Annotated in this window: 10 protein-coding genes; 5 read left to right on the top strand and 5 right to left on the bottom strand. The window is 65.3% G+C overall.

Features of this window, described 5'->3' with window-relative positions:
* The first annotated feature begins 72 nt into the window (after nt 1-72).
* The 4 genes from phoA to EDF69_RS18420 all read left to right on the top strand — a co-directional run bounded on the left by phoA (nt 73) and on the right by EDF69_RS18420 (nt 7116).
* The gene (phoA, locus tag EDF69_RS18435) at nt 73-1479 is read left to right on the top strand and encodes an alkaline phosphatase (protein ID WP_132883672.1); all 1407 of its coding nucleotides are present in this window, start codon (nt 73-75) and stop codon (nt 1477-1479) included.
* 242 nt (nt 1480-1721) lie between these two features.
* Nucleotides 1722-3158, top strand: coding sequence for a CYTH and CHAD domain-containing protein (locus tag EDF69_RS18430; protein WP_239556262.1), 1437 nt, complete (start codon nt 1722-1724; stop codon nt 3156-3158).
* 236 nt (nt 3159-3394) lie between these two features.
* Nucleotides 3395-6025 (top strand): TonB-dependent receptor, encoded by a 2631-nt coding sequence (locus EDF69_RS18425; protein ID WP_132883673.1) that lies wholly within the window; start codon nt 3395-3397, stop codon nt 6023-6025.
* Nucleotides 6026-6027: 2 nt separating this feature from the next.
* Complete coding sequence (locus EDF69_RS18420; RefSeq protein WP_339538993.1) at nt 6028-7116, top strand: Ca2+-dependent phosphoinositide-specific phospholipase C; 1089 nt, start codon at nt 6028-6030, stop codon at nt 7114-7116.
* Nucleotides 7117-7289: 173 nt separating this feature from the next.
* Here the strand turns inward: EDF69_RS18420 and EDF69_RS18415 are convergent, their stop codons facing one another.
* A complete protein-coding gene (locus EDF69_RS18415) occupies nt 7290-8267 on the bottom strand; it encodes a ParB/RepB/Spo0J family partition protein (protein ID WP_132883712.1) in 978 nt (325 codons plus the stop codon).
* Between the two features lie 255 nt (nt 8268-8522).
* Nucleotides 8523-9725 (bottom strand): AAA family ATPase, encoded by a 1203-nt coding sequence (locus EDF69_RS18410; protein WP_132883674.1) that lies wholly within the window; start codon nt 9723-9725, stop codon nt 8523-8525.
* Nucleotides 9726-10274: 549 nt separating this feature from the next.
* On the opposite strand from EDF69_RS18410, the gene EDF69_RS18405 reads away from it, so the two are divergent.
* Nucleotides 10275-11579 (top strand): replication protein RepA, encoded by a 1305-nt coding sequence (locus EDF69_RS18405; RefSeq protein ID WP_132883713.1) that lies wholly within the window; start codon nt 10275-10277, stop codon nt 11577-11579.
* 242 nt (nt 11580-11821) lie between these two features.
* Here EDF69_RS18405 and EDF69_RS18400 read toward each other — a convergent pair whose 3' ends face one another.
* From EDF69_RS18400 to EDF69_RS18390, 3 genes are all read right to left on the bottom strand, one after another.
* Nucleotides 11822-12583: an ABC transporter permease gene (locus tag EDF69_RS18400; RefSeq protein WP_132883675.1), complete on the bottom strand. Its 762-nt coding sequence runs from the start codon at nt 12581-12583 to the stop codon at nt 11822-11824.
* Nucleotides 12580-13509, bottom strand: a complete 930-nt coding sequence (locus tag EDF69_RS18395) for an ABC transporter ATP-binding protein (RefSeq protein WP_132883676.1) — start codon at nt 13507-13509, stop codon at nt 12580-12582. The genes EDF69_RS18400 and EDF69_RS18395 overlap by 4 nt, the downstream gene beginning before the upstream one ends.
* 140 nt (nt 13510-13649) lie before the next feature.
* Nucleotides 13650-16154: a PhoX family protein gene (locus EDF69_RS18390; RefSeq protein WP_132883677.1), complete on the bottom strand. Its 2505-nt coding sequence runs from the start codon at nt 16152-16154 to the stop codon at nt 13650-13652.
* Nucleotides 16155-16258: the final 104 nt, after the last annotated feature.

Genomic DNA, 16258 nt, shown 5'->3' with positions numbered 1-16258 from the left:
TACGCTCCCTCGTCGCGGCGCGGCGGGGGAGCGGCCATGCCTGCAGAGTTTCTTCCCCGGAGTACCCCCATCATGAAAACGCGCATCGTCGCCGCAGCGCTCGCTGCCCTCGCCAGCCAATCCGCCGTCGCCCAGGACGCCGTACCCGATCTGTCGCGGGCAGCGCGCGGGGACGTGCGTGAGCCCGGGGGTGCCCGGCGGCTGCCGGGCGACATGCGCGAGACCTATGCGAAGCTGGCCGCCGATGGCGTGGTGCGCAACGTCATCCTGCTGATTGGCGACGGCATGGGCGATTCCGAGATCACGGTCGCGCGCAACTATGCAGAAGGTGCAGGCGGCTATTTCAAGGGCATCGATGCGCTGCCCTTCACCGGCCAATACACGCATTATTCGCTCGACCGGCAGACGGGAAAACCGAACTACGTCACCGATAGCGCCGCGTCCGCCACCGCCTGGGCATCGGGCGTGAAGAGCTACAATGGCGCGATCGGGGTCGACATCCACGGCAAGCCCCACCAGACGCTGATCGAGCGCGCCAAGGCGGCAGGCTATGCCACCGGCGACGTTTCCACCGCAGCGATCCAGGACGCCACGCCGGGCGCACAAATCGCGCACGTCCTCCAGCGCAACTGCTTCGCCCCGGCGGAAACCAGCAAGAGCTGCCCGCAGAACGCACTGGAGAAGGGCGGCGCGGGCTCGATCACCGAGCAGCTGCTCGACACGCGCGCCGACCTGGTGCTGGGCGGCGGCGCCGAAAGCTTCGAGGAGGCGGCAAAAGCCGGCAAGTGGAAGGGCAAGACGCTGTTCCAGCAGGCGCAGGCCCGTGGATTCCGCGTGGTGCGCACCGCCGCCGAGCTGGACGCGGTCACCCGCGCCGACGACAAGCAGCCGCTGATCGGCCTGTTCGCGCCGGGCAACATGCCGGTGCGCTGGACCGGACCCAAGGCCAGCTTCCACGGCAACCTCGACAAGCCGGCGGTCACCTGCCAGCCGAATGCCGCGCGCACCGCAACCACGCCGACGCTAGCGGCGATGACGCAAAAGGCGATCGCGCTGCTCAAGAACAAGCCCAAGGGCTTCTTCCTGCAGGTCGAGGGTGCCTCGATCGACAAGGAAGATCATGCCGCCAACCCCTGCGGTCAGATCGGCGAGACCGTCGACTTGGACGAGGCGGTGCAGGTCGCGCTGGAGTTCGCCAAGGCCGACGGCCACACGCTGGTGATCGTTACCGCCGACCATGCCCACACCAGCCAGATCGTCGGCAACGGCACGCGCGCACCCGGCCTGACCGCCGCGCTCAACACGCGTGAAGGCGGCGTGATGACGGTCAACTACGGCACTGCCGAGGAAGGCTCCCAGGGGCATACCGGCACCCAGCTGCGTATCGCCGCCTATGGCCCGCGCGCGGTGAACGTGAGCGGCCTGCTCGATCAGACCGACCTCCACTACATCATCCGCGACGCGCTAGGCTTGCGGTAAGTCTTCTCTGCCGGCCGGCGTGTCGCCGGTCGGCAGCGGACGACGCTGCCCCCCCCGGGCGGCGACACGCGGGTTCACCCAGACCGAACGGTCCTTTGCCCCCCTGCCCTCCTGTGCTGGGCACAATTCCGCACGCGCGTCGTTGTCGCTTCAGCAGCAGACCGGGCCGCAATCGCACGCGCCTCGCTACGTCGCAGAACCGACTTCAACGAAAAGGGCAGTTCCGGGTGCGTGAAGTTGAATTGAAGCTCGACCTGACCGGGGCCGCCGCAGATGCTCTGGAAGCAGCCGGTATCCTGCCCCAGACCCCCAAGATCCGCCAGATGCGGGCGGTCTACCACGACACGCCCGAGCAGGACCTTGCGCAAGCCGGAGTCTCCTTGCGAATCCGCGCGGCAGGGGACGAGCGCATCCAGACCGTCAAAGCGGACGGTGCGGGAAACACGGGTCTGTTCGCACGATCCGAATGGGAGACGCCGGTCAACGGGGACGCGCCAATCCTGGACGACACCTCGGCGGTGAAGGCGTTGCTCGGAGACCGAATCCAGGCGATTACGCCGCAGTTCGAGGTCCATGTCGAACGCCGCGCCTGGGTCGTCACCCAAGACGACGCCGAGATCGAGGTCGTGCTCGATCGCGGTGAGGTTCTCGGGGGGGATCGCCGGGATGCGATCTGCGAACTGGAACTGGAGCTGAAGGAGGGCGCGCCCGCCGCGCTGTTCGCCCTCGCCAGGAAGATCGACGACATCGTTCCCGTCCGGCTTGGCGTCCTCACCAAGGCGGAGCGCGGCTACCGTCTGGCGGAGCCCGTACGCTCGGTCTTCAAGGCCGAGCCGGTCGCCTTGGATGCCGGGATGACCGCCGCTCGGGGTTTTCAGCATATTGCCCAGGCATGCCTGCGGCAGTTCCGGCTGAACGAGGCCGTCCTCCTTACCGATCCCACTCCTGAAGCGCTGCACCAGGCGCGTGTCGCGCTGCGCCGCCTTCGATCTGCCTTCTCGATCTTCAAGCCGCTGTTTTCCGTCGAACCCAGCGCCGACCCACTCCGTGAGGACCTGCGTTGGCTGGCGGGCGAACTGGGACATGCACGGGATCTGGACGTGCTCCTCGGCCGCGCCCCTGGGGGAGCGTTGCACGAGCGGATTCGAACGGCGCGCGAAGAGGCGTATGCGCATGTGGATGCTGCGCTCCGCTCAGGGCGCGTGCGCCGGCTCATGCTGGATCTGACGCAGTGGCTCACCGATGGACCCTGGCTGCTGGCCGCCACCACGCAGGACCGTCGCAACGAACCGGTACGGGACTTCGCGGCCACGGCGCTGGAGCGCTTCCGGAAAGCGGTGAAGAAGCAGGGCCGCCATCTCGCGAAGATGGACGATGAAACCCGGCATGAACTCCGCAAGAGTGCCAAAAAGCTGCGGTATGCGAGCGAGTTCTTCTCGTCCCTGTTCGAAGCGAGGCGCCGCCGCTATCAGAACTTCGTCGGGGCGCTGGAGGAGCTGCAGGACCAGCTTGGCGCCCTGAATGACCTCGCTACCGCTCCGGAGGTGATCTCAAGGCTGGGGATCGGGGACGATCCCGAAGCCGACGCCCTCCTGGGAAAGGGGAAGAGAAAGGCGCTGATCGGGGCCGCCGCAGAGGCATATGATGCGCTCGTGGATGCGAAACGCTTCTGGCTATAGGCAAGGAAAGCCGAGCGTTGCTTGCGTGACCTGAGAAGGTCCTCGGCATTGCACGGCCGCCGGCACATCGCAGCCGGAGGCCTTTCTCGGCCGTCACAGCGACTTTGCGCGTTCAGGTGCCTCTTCAACGCCGCAGGAACGTAACTTTGGCGTAACAACCACGCCCTCCCCGCGCAACAATTCGCTCCCACAGGCACCTCGCCGACGCTGCCGCGCCGGAGGGGGAGATCTACGAGATGTCGCTACGCCAACGCCCGCTTCGGGCCACGCTGCCCTTTACCCTGCTCGCGCTCGGGTTGATCGAGCCCGCCCTTGCGCAGACCACCGTCGGAGAGACCGAGCCGGCCGCGACCGAAGCGGAGCCGGAGGAAATCGTCGTGACCGGCTCCTATGCGCGCAGTCTGGCCGCAGCCACGGAAACGAAGCGACAGGCACCCTATGGCGTGGACTCGATCAACTCGACCGAGATCGGCAAATTCCCTGCTCAGAACGTCGCGGAGGCACTGCAACTGGTCTCCGGCGTCGCCATCACCCGCCCGCGCGGAGAAGGGCTGTACGTCACGGTGCGTGGCTTGGGACCGCAATTCCAGAACACGCTGCTGAACGGCCGCTCGATCGCTATCAACGACTTGATCGAGAATGGCGGCGCCAACGGCCGCCAGTTCCGGTTCGAGATGCTGCCGGCCGAACTCGTCGCTCAGATCGACGTGGTGAAGACCCCGACCGCCGACATGACGGAAGGCGCGCTGGGCGGAAACATCGACGTGAAGACCTTCCACCCGCTGGATATCGGGACCAAGACTACGCTCAACCTGCGGGGCACCTACACGACGCTGGCGGAGAAGGTGAAGCCGAACGCCACCGGCCTCACCAGCTTCACCACCGCCCACGAGACGTTCGGTGTCCTGATCGGCGGGCAATATTGGGGCAAGGAGGTCCGCAACGACCGCTGGTACCAGGCCGGTTGGAACCTCGACAAGTTCGTCGCAGACCTTGGCAGGGGCTATTACACCCCGACGCGCACCCGTCCGACCGTCGAGACCGAAGAGCGCAAGCGCCTCTCCGGCATCGTCTCGGCTCAGTGGCGGCCCACAGCCGAACTGGAGACGACGCTTGACGTGCTCGCGACCCGGCTCGACGTCGCCTATGACGAATATGGCCTCGACATCTACCCGGACGATCCGGGCACCTCGATCGTGCCGGGTTCGGTCAAGCTCGATGGCAACACCGTGGTCGGGGCGACGATCAACAACGTACGCTTCATGGCCTCGCGCGAGTACAGCCTCAACCGTCACGACCTGATCACCGTCGGCCTCAAGCAGAACTGGCGGCCCGAGGGCTGGGACATTTCCGGCAACGTCAACTGGTCGTACGCGCACAGCTTCCACCCGAGCTATGCCGAAGGCACGGTGCGCAGCCGCGCGATGTTCCTCGCCCCGCTCACCTATGATGCGTCGGGCGGATACAAGGTGATCCCGACCTTCACCACGCCGGTCGATGTCACCGACCCTGCGAACTACGTCCTCTACCCGTTCAACATCGCGCCCAAGAACAGCAAGGATTGGGACACCTACGCCCGCCTGGACGTGGGTCGCGAGATGAACGGCTTCCTGACCAAGATTGCGGCCGGTGGTGAATACCACTGGCGCAAGCGCGACTATCGACGCCGCGACTTCAACGTGACGCCGGCAGCCGGAACCCCGCTGACGAGCCTTGCGAACGGCTATGAGGCGATGCCGGTCGACAACTTCCTGAGCGGCGTGTCGGGCAACGCCCCACGCCATTGGGTCGTGCCGATCACCAGCGCCTTCTATGACGCCTTCTTCACCGATGCGGTGGCGAACGCGCCCCTCACCCCCGCCGACCAGCGCGCCTCCTATGTCGTCACGGAAGAGACGGCGAGCGGCTATGTCCGCGCCGATTACGGCTTTGTGCTGGGCGCCATCGACATCACCGGCAACCTGGGCGTGCGATACGTGCATACCGACCAGGTGGCGAGCGGCACGCTCACCATCGGCACCGCTCCGACGCCGGCAAGCTTCCCGCAGACCTTCAACAACTGGCTGCCGAGCTTCAACCTGCGCGCGGAACTCAGCCCGACCCTGGTGGGACGCCTTGCGGCCAGTCGCGTGCTGACCCGGCCGAACGTCACCCAAAGCGCCCCGCAGATCAGCGTCTCCACCGACGCGCCGACTGCGAGCGGCGGCAACCCGGAACTGCAGCCGTTCCTTGCGACCCAGTTCGACGGGTCGCTGGAATGGTATTTCAGCCGCAAGGGCTCGCTCACCGGCGCGCTGTTCTACAAGGCGATGGACGATTACATCACCGCCCAGAACATCAACGTCGAGATCCCGGGACGCGGCACGGTGCTGCTGAGCACCCAGGTCAACGGAGGCGATGCCAAGGTCTATGGACTGGAAGCGGCCTACAACCAGGTGTTCGACTTCTTGCCCGCGCCGTTCGACGGCCTGGGGGTACAGGCCTCGTACACCCACACTTCCGTCGAGGCGAACTACACCGCCGGCGCCCGGCCCATCGAGGATCAGCTGATCGGTCTTTCGAAGAACAGCTTCAACATCGTCGGCTTCTATGACTACGGTCCCTTCTCCGCGCGACTTTCTTACGTGTGGCGGGACAAGTATCTCGCGGGCACCGGCAGCACGACCCAGGTTCCGACTTATGTCGATGCATTTGGATCGTTGGACGGAAACCTTTCGTACCGACTGAGCGAAAAGACGATGCTGAGCCTGGAAGCGATCAACATCGCTGGCGCAAAGCAGTATAGCTACAACGACGATGAACTTCGTTATGGTGAGATCAACTATTGGGGCCGCACCATCTTGTTCGGCGTGCGGACGGAGTTCTGAGGGTGAAGGCACTCCTTCTTGCAGCCGCGGCACTGATTGTCGGCGGCAGCGCGGCACCCCGCGCGATGAACGACGTTCAGACCGTGGGGTCGCACAACAGCTTCAAGGCGCGCATCCCTGCCGCAGTGATGGCGAAGATCCGGGCACTCGAGCCGAAGCTGGCGGACGGGCTCGATTATTATCACCTGCCGCTTGCGCAGCAGCTCGACGCAGGGATCCGCCAGCTCGAGCTCGACATCTTCGCCGACCCGAAGGGCGGGCGGTATGCAGACCCGAAGGGCGAAGCCTGGGCGCGTGCGGCGGGTGAGCGTACCGGTTTCGATCGCGGCGCAATGCTGAAGCCGGGTTTCAAGGTCTTCCATATCCCGGATGTGGATTATCTGAGCACCTGCCCGACGCTGGTGCGCTGCCTGGGTGAGGTCGATCGCTGGTCGCGCGCCCATCCCGATCACCTGCCGATCATGATCACGATCAACGCTGCGGACACACCTTCGGACAGGCCGGGGATCACCACCCCCCTGCCCCTCGATAATCCGGAGCTGCTCGACGCGCTCGATGCCGAAATAAGGTCGGTGCTGCCGGGCAGGCGGCTGATCACACCGGACGAGGTGCGCGGGGGTAGCGCGACCCTGCGCCAGGCAGTGCGCAGCCGCGGCTGGCCAGCGCTGTCGGCGGCGCGGGGCAGGATCTACGTGCTGCTCGATGTCCGTGCCGCCGTGTCCGAGCTGTACCGCTCCGGCCACTCCTCCCTCGCCGGCCGGGCGATGTTCGGCTGGTATCCGGACGGTCAGCCCGAATCCGCGATCCAGATCGTCCAGGACCCGCTGGTCGACGGCGACCGGATCCGCAACTGGGTCGCCGAGGGCGTCGTCGTCCGTACCCGCACCGATGCCAACACCGTCGAAGCGCGCAGGCGGGACTACAGCAAGGCCGACGCGGCCATGGCAAGCGGCGCCCAAGCCGTGAGCACCGATTATTATCGTGGAGCGCCGAACCCGCTGCGCACGGACTTCACGGTTACGTTGCCGCAAGGGGCGATGGCGCGGTGCAGCCCGGTGCGCGTGCCGGAAGGATGTTCACTAGCGCCGTAGCGGCAAGCAGGAAGGCGCAACCTTCATACCTGCCAGAAGTGTGCACCGTGGCGGCGGCTGAGCCGCTCCGGTCACAGAGGTGGCGCCAGGGCACGAGGGACGAGTCCCGGCCCTGGCACCCCATCCTGCGCGCGGAGCCGTCTAGGACGCGGCGCCCGCCTCCACGCTGCCGATCAGATCGGCAGCAAGTCCTCGATCGCCTTCAGCAACTCTGCCCTGCTTGCCGCAGGCTTGGCGGGGATCTTGATCGTCACCCCCCCGCCCCGGCCCTTGGCATAGCGCAGGATCGCCTTTCCGGTCGGCCCGCAAACCTCCTTCTCGCCTGCCGCCTTCGGCGTCGGCTTCACAGTCGCACGAACGAGCCGTTTAGCCACTTCCGGGCCGCTGAGCCGCAAGCCGTCGGCACGTTCTTCCGCAACCCGTTTCGCCTCCTCGCGCATCAGCGTGAGGGCCCTCGGATCGTTCGACAGCGGCTTGATGTCGCGCGCGATCCTGACGGTGATGTCGTGGGTGTCGGCGAAGGCGGTGACGATCTCGTCCGGAAGGCGCGCCACGTCGAGGAGGCGGCTAAGCCATGACCGCGAGAGCTTCAGATGCTCCGCCATTTGCGCCTGGGAGCCATCGTAGAATTCGGCAAGCGCGAGCGTATATTCCTTCGCCCGCTCCCAGTCGGAGATGTCCTTGCGCGAACGGTTCTCGACGTCCGAGATCCGGAACGCCTCTTCATCGCTGACGCTCTGGATCGTGACGAGATAGTCGAATTCGGGGTGGTGATGCGCCCGAAGCCATTGCACCGTCCACCAGCGCCGAACGCCCGCGATGATCTCGAAGTCGTGATCCGGATCATCCTTCAAGCGGCGGACGATTGCAGGAATGCGCTGTTTCTTGGCGGCCAGGAACGAGTCGATCAGATCGCGACACGTCTCTTCGCTCAGATGATCCAGATCGCGGTTGTGCAGCCTCCAGGGCCGGCACCGCGCCGGGTCGACCCACTCCGTGCGATCGGCGACGGTCTTTCCCGTCGCGATGCGCGCGAGCGTCTGGCTGCGACTGGCGATGATGCCTTCCGAAGGGCTCGACTTGTCCAGCTGGCTTTCATCGTCGAGGTTCTCGGTGAACATCGAGCCGAACCCTCTATTTCCCTTAGCCATTCGGCTCGCTCCTTTCACCTTGCGCGGCCGGGACGCCGCGCGCTCCAGACCCCGGTTGCCACGTGGCAACATCCTCACCATGAGCCTTTCGACGACCGAGCGCCGCACGCGCAGTCGAGCGACAGGCAGCCCATAAGTTATTGTTTACGCGCATAATTTGCTGCTTGTTGCCACGTGGCAATCGCTCTCCCGGCTGTTGCGAAAGTCCGAGATGCGCGACCGCTATTGGCCACCGTTGCCACGTGGCAACCCGCCTCAAAGCTGATCCCCCGCCCTGCTCGCCCATGTCCGCAAGACATCCTGCTCGATGTCCCGGCACACCTCGTTCAGGTGCTTCATGCAGCGGTTATACACCTCATGAGAGGTGACCGGCTTCTCCAGTTCGAACACCGTCTTCATCCGGGAGCTCGCGTTGTCGATCTCGGCACTCGTCACCATGACCGACGACGACATCGATCCGCCGAACACCTGGCGCATCATCGACAGCACCTCCCGATGCATCGACTTGCTGTCATCCACGCGGCTGCCGACGAGACGGATGAAGTTATAAGCCGGCCGCCCCCTACCCGCGAGCTCTTCGAGCTGCTTCATGGTGGTCTTGGCCATGTCGATGAACGAGACGGTCGATGCGAAGTCGACCAAGCTCGGCGGCACGGGAATGACCATGGCGTTCGCCGCCTGGAGCACCGCCATCGAGACCATGCCCAAGGCAGGGGGCGGGTCCATGATGACCACGTCATAGTGGTCCACGACCGTGTCGATCGCCTCGGCAATCAGGTCGATGATCGCCAGATTCTGGTTTCGCGCCAGATACCCCGCAATCTCATACTCAAGGTTGTAGAGGCGCAGGTTGGCCGGGATGAGATCAAGGCCATGGAAGTGGGTCTTGCGGATGATTTTCCGGATCCCCAGCAACTCCGGATTGTGGAAATGGCCATAGAGCGTGTCGTCCTCACCCAGATCCACGTCCGGGCGGTATCCGAACATCATGGTGGAGGACGCCTGGCTGTCGCAGTCGATGAAGAGAACCCGGTAGCCCCCGATCGCGAAATGCTGGGCGAGATGCAGCGCGATCGTCGACTTGCCTACACCGCCCTTGAAGTTGCAGACCGAGATGATCGCCGGCACGTCGCCAGGATCCCGCCAGGGGCGGGTGCCGAACACCTCGCGCATGTGGTCCAGCTCTTCGAGCGTATACTGCACGCGGTGCCCGGAGGCGGTCCGGCCACGCTCCGGAAGACGCCCGTCCCGTTCGGCTTCGCGGATCGCGGATGCGGTTCTTCCCACCAGCTTGGCAGCCTTGGAAATAGGGAAGGTCGGGCCGCGCTTCTGCCCGGTTTCGGGGTCTATGGCACTGTCGCGGATCCGCTTCAGGATCGTGAGCGCCTTACGATGGAGGACCTCCAGTCCGCCCTCGATCAAGTCCTCGTCCCGGACGTGTGCAGGTTCAGTGGCCATTTCAATCCGCTTTTGAAGAGTGCGACCCCGTCCGTAGCTTTCCTGGCAGTTTCGAGCAACGATCGGCCACCAAAGTTACAATTTGACCGATGATCTTCGAGCACATTCGACAGAGCGGTCCCAATACCGGGTCGGAGGCGGGCTCCTCGGGGGCTAGCAACCTCGGCAAGTTGGCCGCTGGCAGAGGGCGGTCAAGCCAAACGGCGAGGTGAGATCACTAGCTCAGGGCGCACCGATGATCTCGGTGCTAGACGATGATGTCGGTGCGAAGGGGCGATGATCTCGGTGCGATTCCACCGATGATCTCGGAGCGCCAACCTATAATAAGAAACCCTGTATCAAAACCGATACGCGAATCGGCTTTGATGATTTTCCGGAGCAAGGGGCAGGGGAGGGCCGTCCCACCCGTTTAGCACCGAGATCATCGGTGGAATTGCAGGTTTTGCCGCGAGATCGGCTCGCAAACTGCCAACCATCTTGATTTCGGCGTCCGAAGCTGTTGAACACGACTCATCCGAGGCCCGCGAGATTCGGGGAAGGGCAGAGACGATGAGCGGGGAAGAGCACAGGCCGATCGGGCATCAGTACGCGCTAGCAATGCTCGACGGGGGAGCGGCGCGCGTTCGCGAAGTGGCGACTGCATCCGGCACGCAGGGTACGTTGGACGCGTTCCTTCGGGTCCATGACGAAGAGCCAGTGCCCGCCTTCCTGCACTCGGCGCTTTGCGCGATGTCGCTGCCGACCAAGAGGCCCAAGGACGATACCCAGCCGATCGTCCGGGAAGACGGCAAGTACGCGCTTGCGATCAACCCGCGGCCCGTGCTGCAGAACGTGGACGGCAAGTCCGTGCTGCGAAGCCTCGGCGTGCCATATGGGGCCTATCCCCGGGTCGCGTTGATCTACCTGCTTTCCCAGGCCGTGATGAAGCGGTCGCGTGACGTCTATCTGGGACGCAACTTCACCGAATGGATGCGTCGCCTGGGATACCAGACCGTCTCTTACGGCCCACGAGGTACGGCGAACCTCATGCGGGAGCAGGTGGATCGGCTGCTCGCCTGCGAGTGGCAGATCCGCTGGGACGGCACGGGCGCGGAGGACAATGCGTTCGCGGTTCGTGATGTGAAGATTTCCAACGAATATGCAGGTTCGCTGGACAAGAATGGTGCTTTCGCACGCGAAATCCGGATGTCGGAGGTGTTCTACAGTCACCTCATCGAGCACGCGGTTCCTCTTAACGAAGTGGCGATCCGCGAGCTGAAGGGGACGCCGACCGCACTCGATCTCTATACCTATCTTGCCTACCGCCTGCCTCGAATCAGCTCCGACAAGGGGCAGGTGATCTCATGGGATCAGCTGGCGAAGCACCTCGGCAACGACGCCGATAGCAAGCGCTTCCGACAAACCGTGCGTGAGACGATGCAGCTCGTCTCGGCGGTTTATCCGAACGCGAACGTGGACCTCTCCGGTCGCAAGGTCATCCTCCATCCGTCTCCCGCTCCGATGGAGCGCAAGCTGGTCGGCCCCCATCTTCGTCTCGTGAGCCCAGCGGTTCCTGAAAGGGCTCCGAGATCATCGGTTGCAGCAAGGGCAGGGAGGGGCGCTGCACCCGCCAAGGACGGGGAGCCACGCGTCGCCTTTCCCGAAGGGACTCTCTCCTATGGTGACCGCGAAAAGGCGTTCCGCGCCATCGGGCTCAGCAAGGGGCATCCCTGGTCGGTCGATGACATGGCGGCAGCCTTCCGGAAGGGGTTTCCCGATATCAAGAGGCTAAGGACGGAAGCCGAATGGCTTCGCGTCTGGGAAGCGTTCGTGATCCGGTACGCCGAGCGTCGGGCGCTGCGACCCGACGATTGACCGATGATGTACGAGCCGTTTTCCCCGAACGGCTCGTCGTTTTCGCGCGCCCATCAACCCTGTCTCGTGCGCCTTTGATGGCTCGCCACGGGGGCATCCAAGGCGGATCCGACGGCAAGTCACGACCCTTCATCTTCTCCGCAGCTCCTGGTGAACGCCTACGCTCGTCGAGCTTCAGCGCGCACCATACGGCGATCGTTTACCCGGGTGAGAGAGCAGGGAAGGGGCCGCGACTGGAGCAGTCAGTTCTTCAGCCGCCAGCCGCTCTTGAAGATCCACGCGACGACGGCGAGGCACGCCACCAGGAACCCCAGCGTCACAGCCAGGCTGACGGCGATGTCCACGTCGCCCTTGCCGAAGAAGCTCCAGCGAAAGCCGCTCACCAGGTAGACGACCGGGTTGAACAGGCTGATCGTCCGCCACGGCTGCGGCAGCATGTCGATCGAATAAAAGCTGCCGCCCAGGAAGGTGAGCGGCGTGATCAGCAGCATGGGCACGAAGTTCAGCTGCTCGAAGCTCTTGGCCCAGATGCCGAGGATGAAGCCGAACAGGCTGAACGCGACCGACGTGAGCAGCAGGAAGGCGATCATCGCCGCCGGATGCATCACCGTAAGCGGCACGAAGAAGGCCGAGGTGGCAAGGATGATGGCGCCGATCACGATCGACTTGGTCGCGGCCGCGCCGACATAGCCCAGCACCATCTCCATAGCCGAGATGGGGGCGGACAAGAGCTCGAAGATCGTACCGGTGAACTTTGGGAAATAGATGCCGATCGACGCATTCCCCACGCTCTGCGTCAGCAGCGAGAGCATGATGAGGCCGGGCACGATGAAGCTGCCATAGCCGACGCCCTCCACGCTCTGCATCCGGCTGCCGATCGCGCCGCCGAAGACGATGAAGTAGAGGCTGGTGGTCAGCACCGGGCCGACGAGGCTCTGCCACAGGGTGCGGAGCGACCGGGCCATTTCGAAGCGATAGATCGCCCAGATTCCGTGCAGGTTCATGCCCGTTCCCCCACCAGATCGACGAAGATGTCCTCAAGGCTCGATTTGGAGGTCTCCAGGTCCTTGAACGCGATATGCCGGTCCGCAAGCGCGCGTAGCAGCGAGGGGATGCCGGTGTCCTCCCGAGTCGAATCGAATACGTAGCGCAACGTGGTGCCGTCGTTCGCCAGGCTGAGCTGCCACGCTTCCAGGCCGGCAGGCACCGCGTCGAGCGGCTCGACCAGCGTCAGGTCGAACTCGCGCTTGCCCAGCTTCTGCATCAGCGCGGTCTTTTCGTCGACCAGCAGCAGCCTGCCCTTGTTGATGACGCCGACGCGGTCGGCCATCTCTTCGGCTTCCTCGATGTAATGGGTCGTCAGAATGATCGTCGTGCCGCGCTCGCGCAGGCGGTGGACCAGCTTCCACATGTCGCGGCGAAGCGCCACGTCGACGCCGGCGGTGGGTTCGTCGAGGAACAGCACCTCCGGCTCATGGGCGAGCGCCTTTGCGATCAGGACGCGGCGCTTCATGCCGCCGGACAGCTCCATGATCCGGGCGTTGCGCTTGTCCCACAAGGACAGGTCGCGCAGCACCTGCTCGATGTAGGCGCTGTGGCCCGATCGCCCGAACAGCCGCCGCGAGAAGGTGACGGTGGCGAGCACGGTTTCGAACATGTCGACCGAAAGCTCCTGGGGAACGAGGCCGATCAGGCGCCGGGCGGCCTTGTAGTCGCTAATTGCGTCGTGACCGGCAACCCGGATCGTCCCGGTCGACGGCGTCACGATGCCGCAGATGATGCTGATCAACGTGGTCTTGCCGGCGCCGTTCGGGCCCAGCAGCGCAAAAATCTCGCCCTTGTTGATGGCGAGGTCGACGTCGTGGAGTGCGGTGAAGCCGCCCTTGTAGGTCTTGGACACGCCGCTCACGGCGAGGATCGGTTCTGGCATGAGGCCCCCTTTGCCGCGCGTAGATAGGAGCGGGCAGGGGGGCATTAAAGCCGTTCCTGCTCCTGGGAGGCGCCGTTCCTCTCGCCGGTCGGGGGGAGCGCGTCCTGTCCAGCCTCACTGGCCGAACAGGACGCACCCGATCAGAGGCCGACGACGCCGCCGTCGTCGCGCGTGATCACGATCGTGGACGAGCGCGGACGCTGGCCCGGCGCCGCGGCCGTCTGGTTCGCGGGCCAGTTGCTGGTGATGTTGGCAGGATTTCCGTTCTCGCCAGGATGCTGGATGTTGACGAACAGCGAGCGGCCATCCGGCGTGGAGTGGATGCCGGTGATCTCGCACTCCTTGGGTCCTACCAGGAACCGGCGCAGGGTCGCGCCGGGCGCCCGGCCCGCCCGCGTCGTGACGGTGGCCGTCTGGCCGTCCAGCGTGCTGGTCACCGTCTGCGCCTTGCCGTCGCCGACGATGCCGGGGATCGCCGCCAGCATCATGCAGTTGGTTTGGTCCGTGAATGCGCCGTCGTCGGTCTGCATCCACATCAGCGGCGTGACCTGTCCCGACGGATTGCTCGGCAGGCCGAACCAAAGGCCGTCGGGCGACGAGAAGTCGTTGGTCGCGTCGAGCCCCGACAGGTTGATGCCGGCCGGGTCGAGATCCGACCCGGCACCAAAGGCATAGATGTCCCAGGTGAAGCTGGTTGCCTCCGACGTGTCACCCGCTTCGCGCAGCCGCACGACATGCCCGTTGGCATTGCCGCGGGTGGGCGAGCGGCCGTCGCTGCGGGGGTCCAGATACGCGCGCGGATTGGCCGCATCGACCCGGCGCTGGCTCCCGCTCGCCGGCGTGACGGCGCGATTGCTGTTGTTGGTGAGCGTGCAGTACATCTCGCCCGTGACCGGGTTCACCGCCGTCCACTCGGGCCGGTCCATCGGCGTCGCACCCAGCGCATCGGCCGCGAGCCGGGTATGGATGAGCACATCGGCCTGGCTGGTGAAGCCATTGGCGGGGGTGAGGGGACCCTGGCCGAAGACGAGCGGCAGCCACTGGCCTTCGCCGCTAGCGTCGAAGCGGGCGACGTACAGGGTGCCGGTGTCGAGATACTTGTCGCCTACCGCAAGACGGTCGGGGCGGTTTGCGTCTGCGGCTGCCCAGGGCTGCTGCGACACGAACTTGTAGATATACTCGTTCTGCGCGTCGTCGCCCATGTAGAAGGCCGGACGGACGCCGGCCACCGTGCGGCCGATCTGGCAGCCCTCGTGGTTCATGCGGCCGAGCGCCGTGCGCTTGCGCGGCGTGGAGGCGGGGTCGAAGGGATCGATCTCGACGACCCAACCGAACTGGAACGGCTCGTTGCGGAAGTCGCCGGTACCGTCCGCCGGCAGGCCTGCGGATGCGGTCGCGTTCCAGCGCCGGAAGATCGTGCTGTCCGCCGCAGCGGGCGTGACCGTGGTCCAACCGTAATTGCCGGTGCGGCCCTCGGCGATACCGTAGCGGGCGAGCGATGCATTCTGCGCCGCTCGACCGGCGGCCGCGCGGATCGCTGCATCGCCCGCGTTGCGCCGGAAATAGCCGGCCCAATTCTCTTCATTGGTGAGATAGCTGTGCCAGGGCGTGGAGCCGTTGGCGCAGTTGTTGATCGTGCCGCGTCCGGCGGTGCCGTCCGCCGAATAGGCGGTGCGCAGGCTGGCGTCGCCGCGTGCGGGGCCGTGGAACGCCATCAACGTATTGGGGGTGATGCGGCGGTTGAAGGCCGACCCCTGTGCATAGCTCCACCCGCCGTTGCTGCCGCGGGTCACCTCGATCACCGAAACGCCATGCGCCTCGATCTCCTTCAGCGCCTCGGCTTCGGGGCGCACACCGGCGACCGACGTGGGCCCGTTGGCGTGGAGATACGCCTGGGTGATGTTTTCATGGTTCAGCACCAGCAACCCGCGTGTGCTGTTCGCAGCATCGGGCGCGCTGCCGCTCGCCTGAAGCCCGAAGTAGCTCATGCCGTCATGGTGGTCGCCGGCGCGCCGGGCGAAGTCGCCGTCGGTGCCGTTGTTGCCATAGGGCGCGAGGGAGGATGCGATCGGATCACCCAGGCGGTACAGCACCGACACGGTGTAGCCGGCCGGGACGGCCACGACGTCGGCGAGGCTCTTGGGTACTGCCGCGAAGCCCAGTTCGGGCGCGCCCACCAGGACCGTCACCGTCGCCGATGCGGTCGCGAGATTGGCGCCCGCGCCGGTGAAGCGGAAGGTGAGGTTGGTCGGTGTCGCCACCGCAGGCGCGATGAAGGTCGCAACGTTGGAGGTGGCATTGACCAGTGTGACCGACGTGCCGCTCGTCTGCGCCCAGGCGACGCTGCTGGCACTGCCGCCCGAGACCGTGCCGGTCAGCGTCACCACGCGGCCGGCCTTGGCCTCACCCGAAGACGTCGCGGACACGGTGAAGCCGGGCGTGGAGCCGGTGTCGTCATCGTCGTCGTTGCATCCGGCCAGCACCGCGCTGCCGAACACGGCCGTCGCCATGGCCGAAATCCCGCCCATCAGGGTCTGCCTCCGCGAATAGCGCTCGGAGACCAGATCGTTCAGGTGCCGCGAAGCGGTACGATTGGTGTCGATATCGCCATCGTCATAGCCGATGTCCGTCGTGTTCGAAGTCATGCAGAGCCCCCGAAGTTCTATTACCCTGGGGTGCCTGTGCCCGCGCCGTGCGTCAGGGCGGTGTAAGCTCGGCGAAATCCGCGTTGCATCCCGAAGTCAGGCTG

The organism is Sphingomonas sp. JUb134 (assembly GCF_004341505.2).
In the GTDB taxonomy this organism is placed as follows: domain Bacteria; phylum Pseudomonadota; class Alphaproteobacteria; order Sphingomonadales; family Sphingomonadaceae; genus Sphingomonas.
Note: the sequence above shows the minus strand (reverse complement) of the source record. Positions and strands in the feature narration are given on the sequence as shown.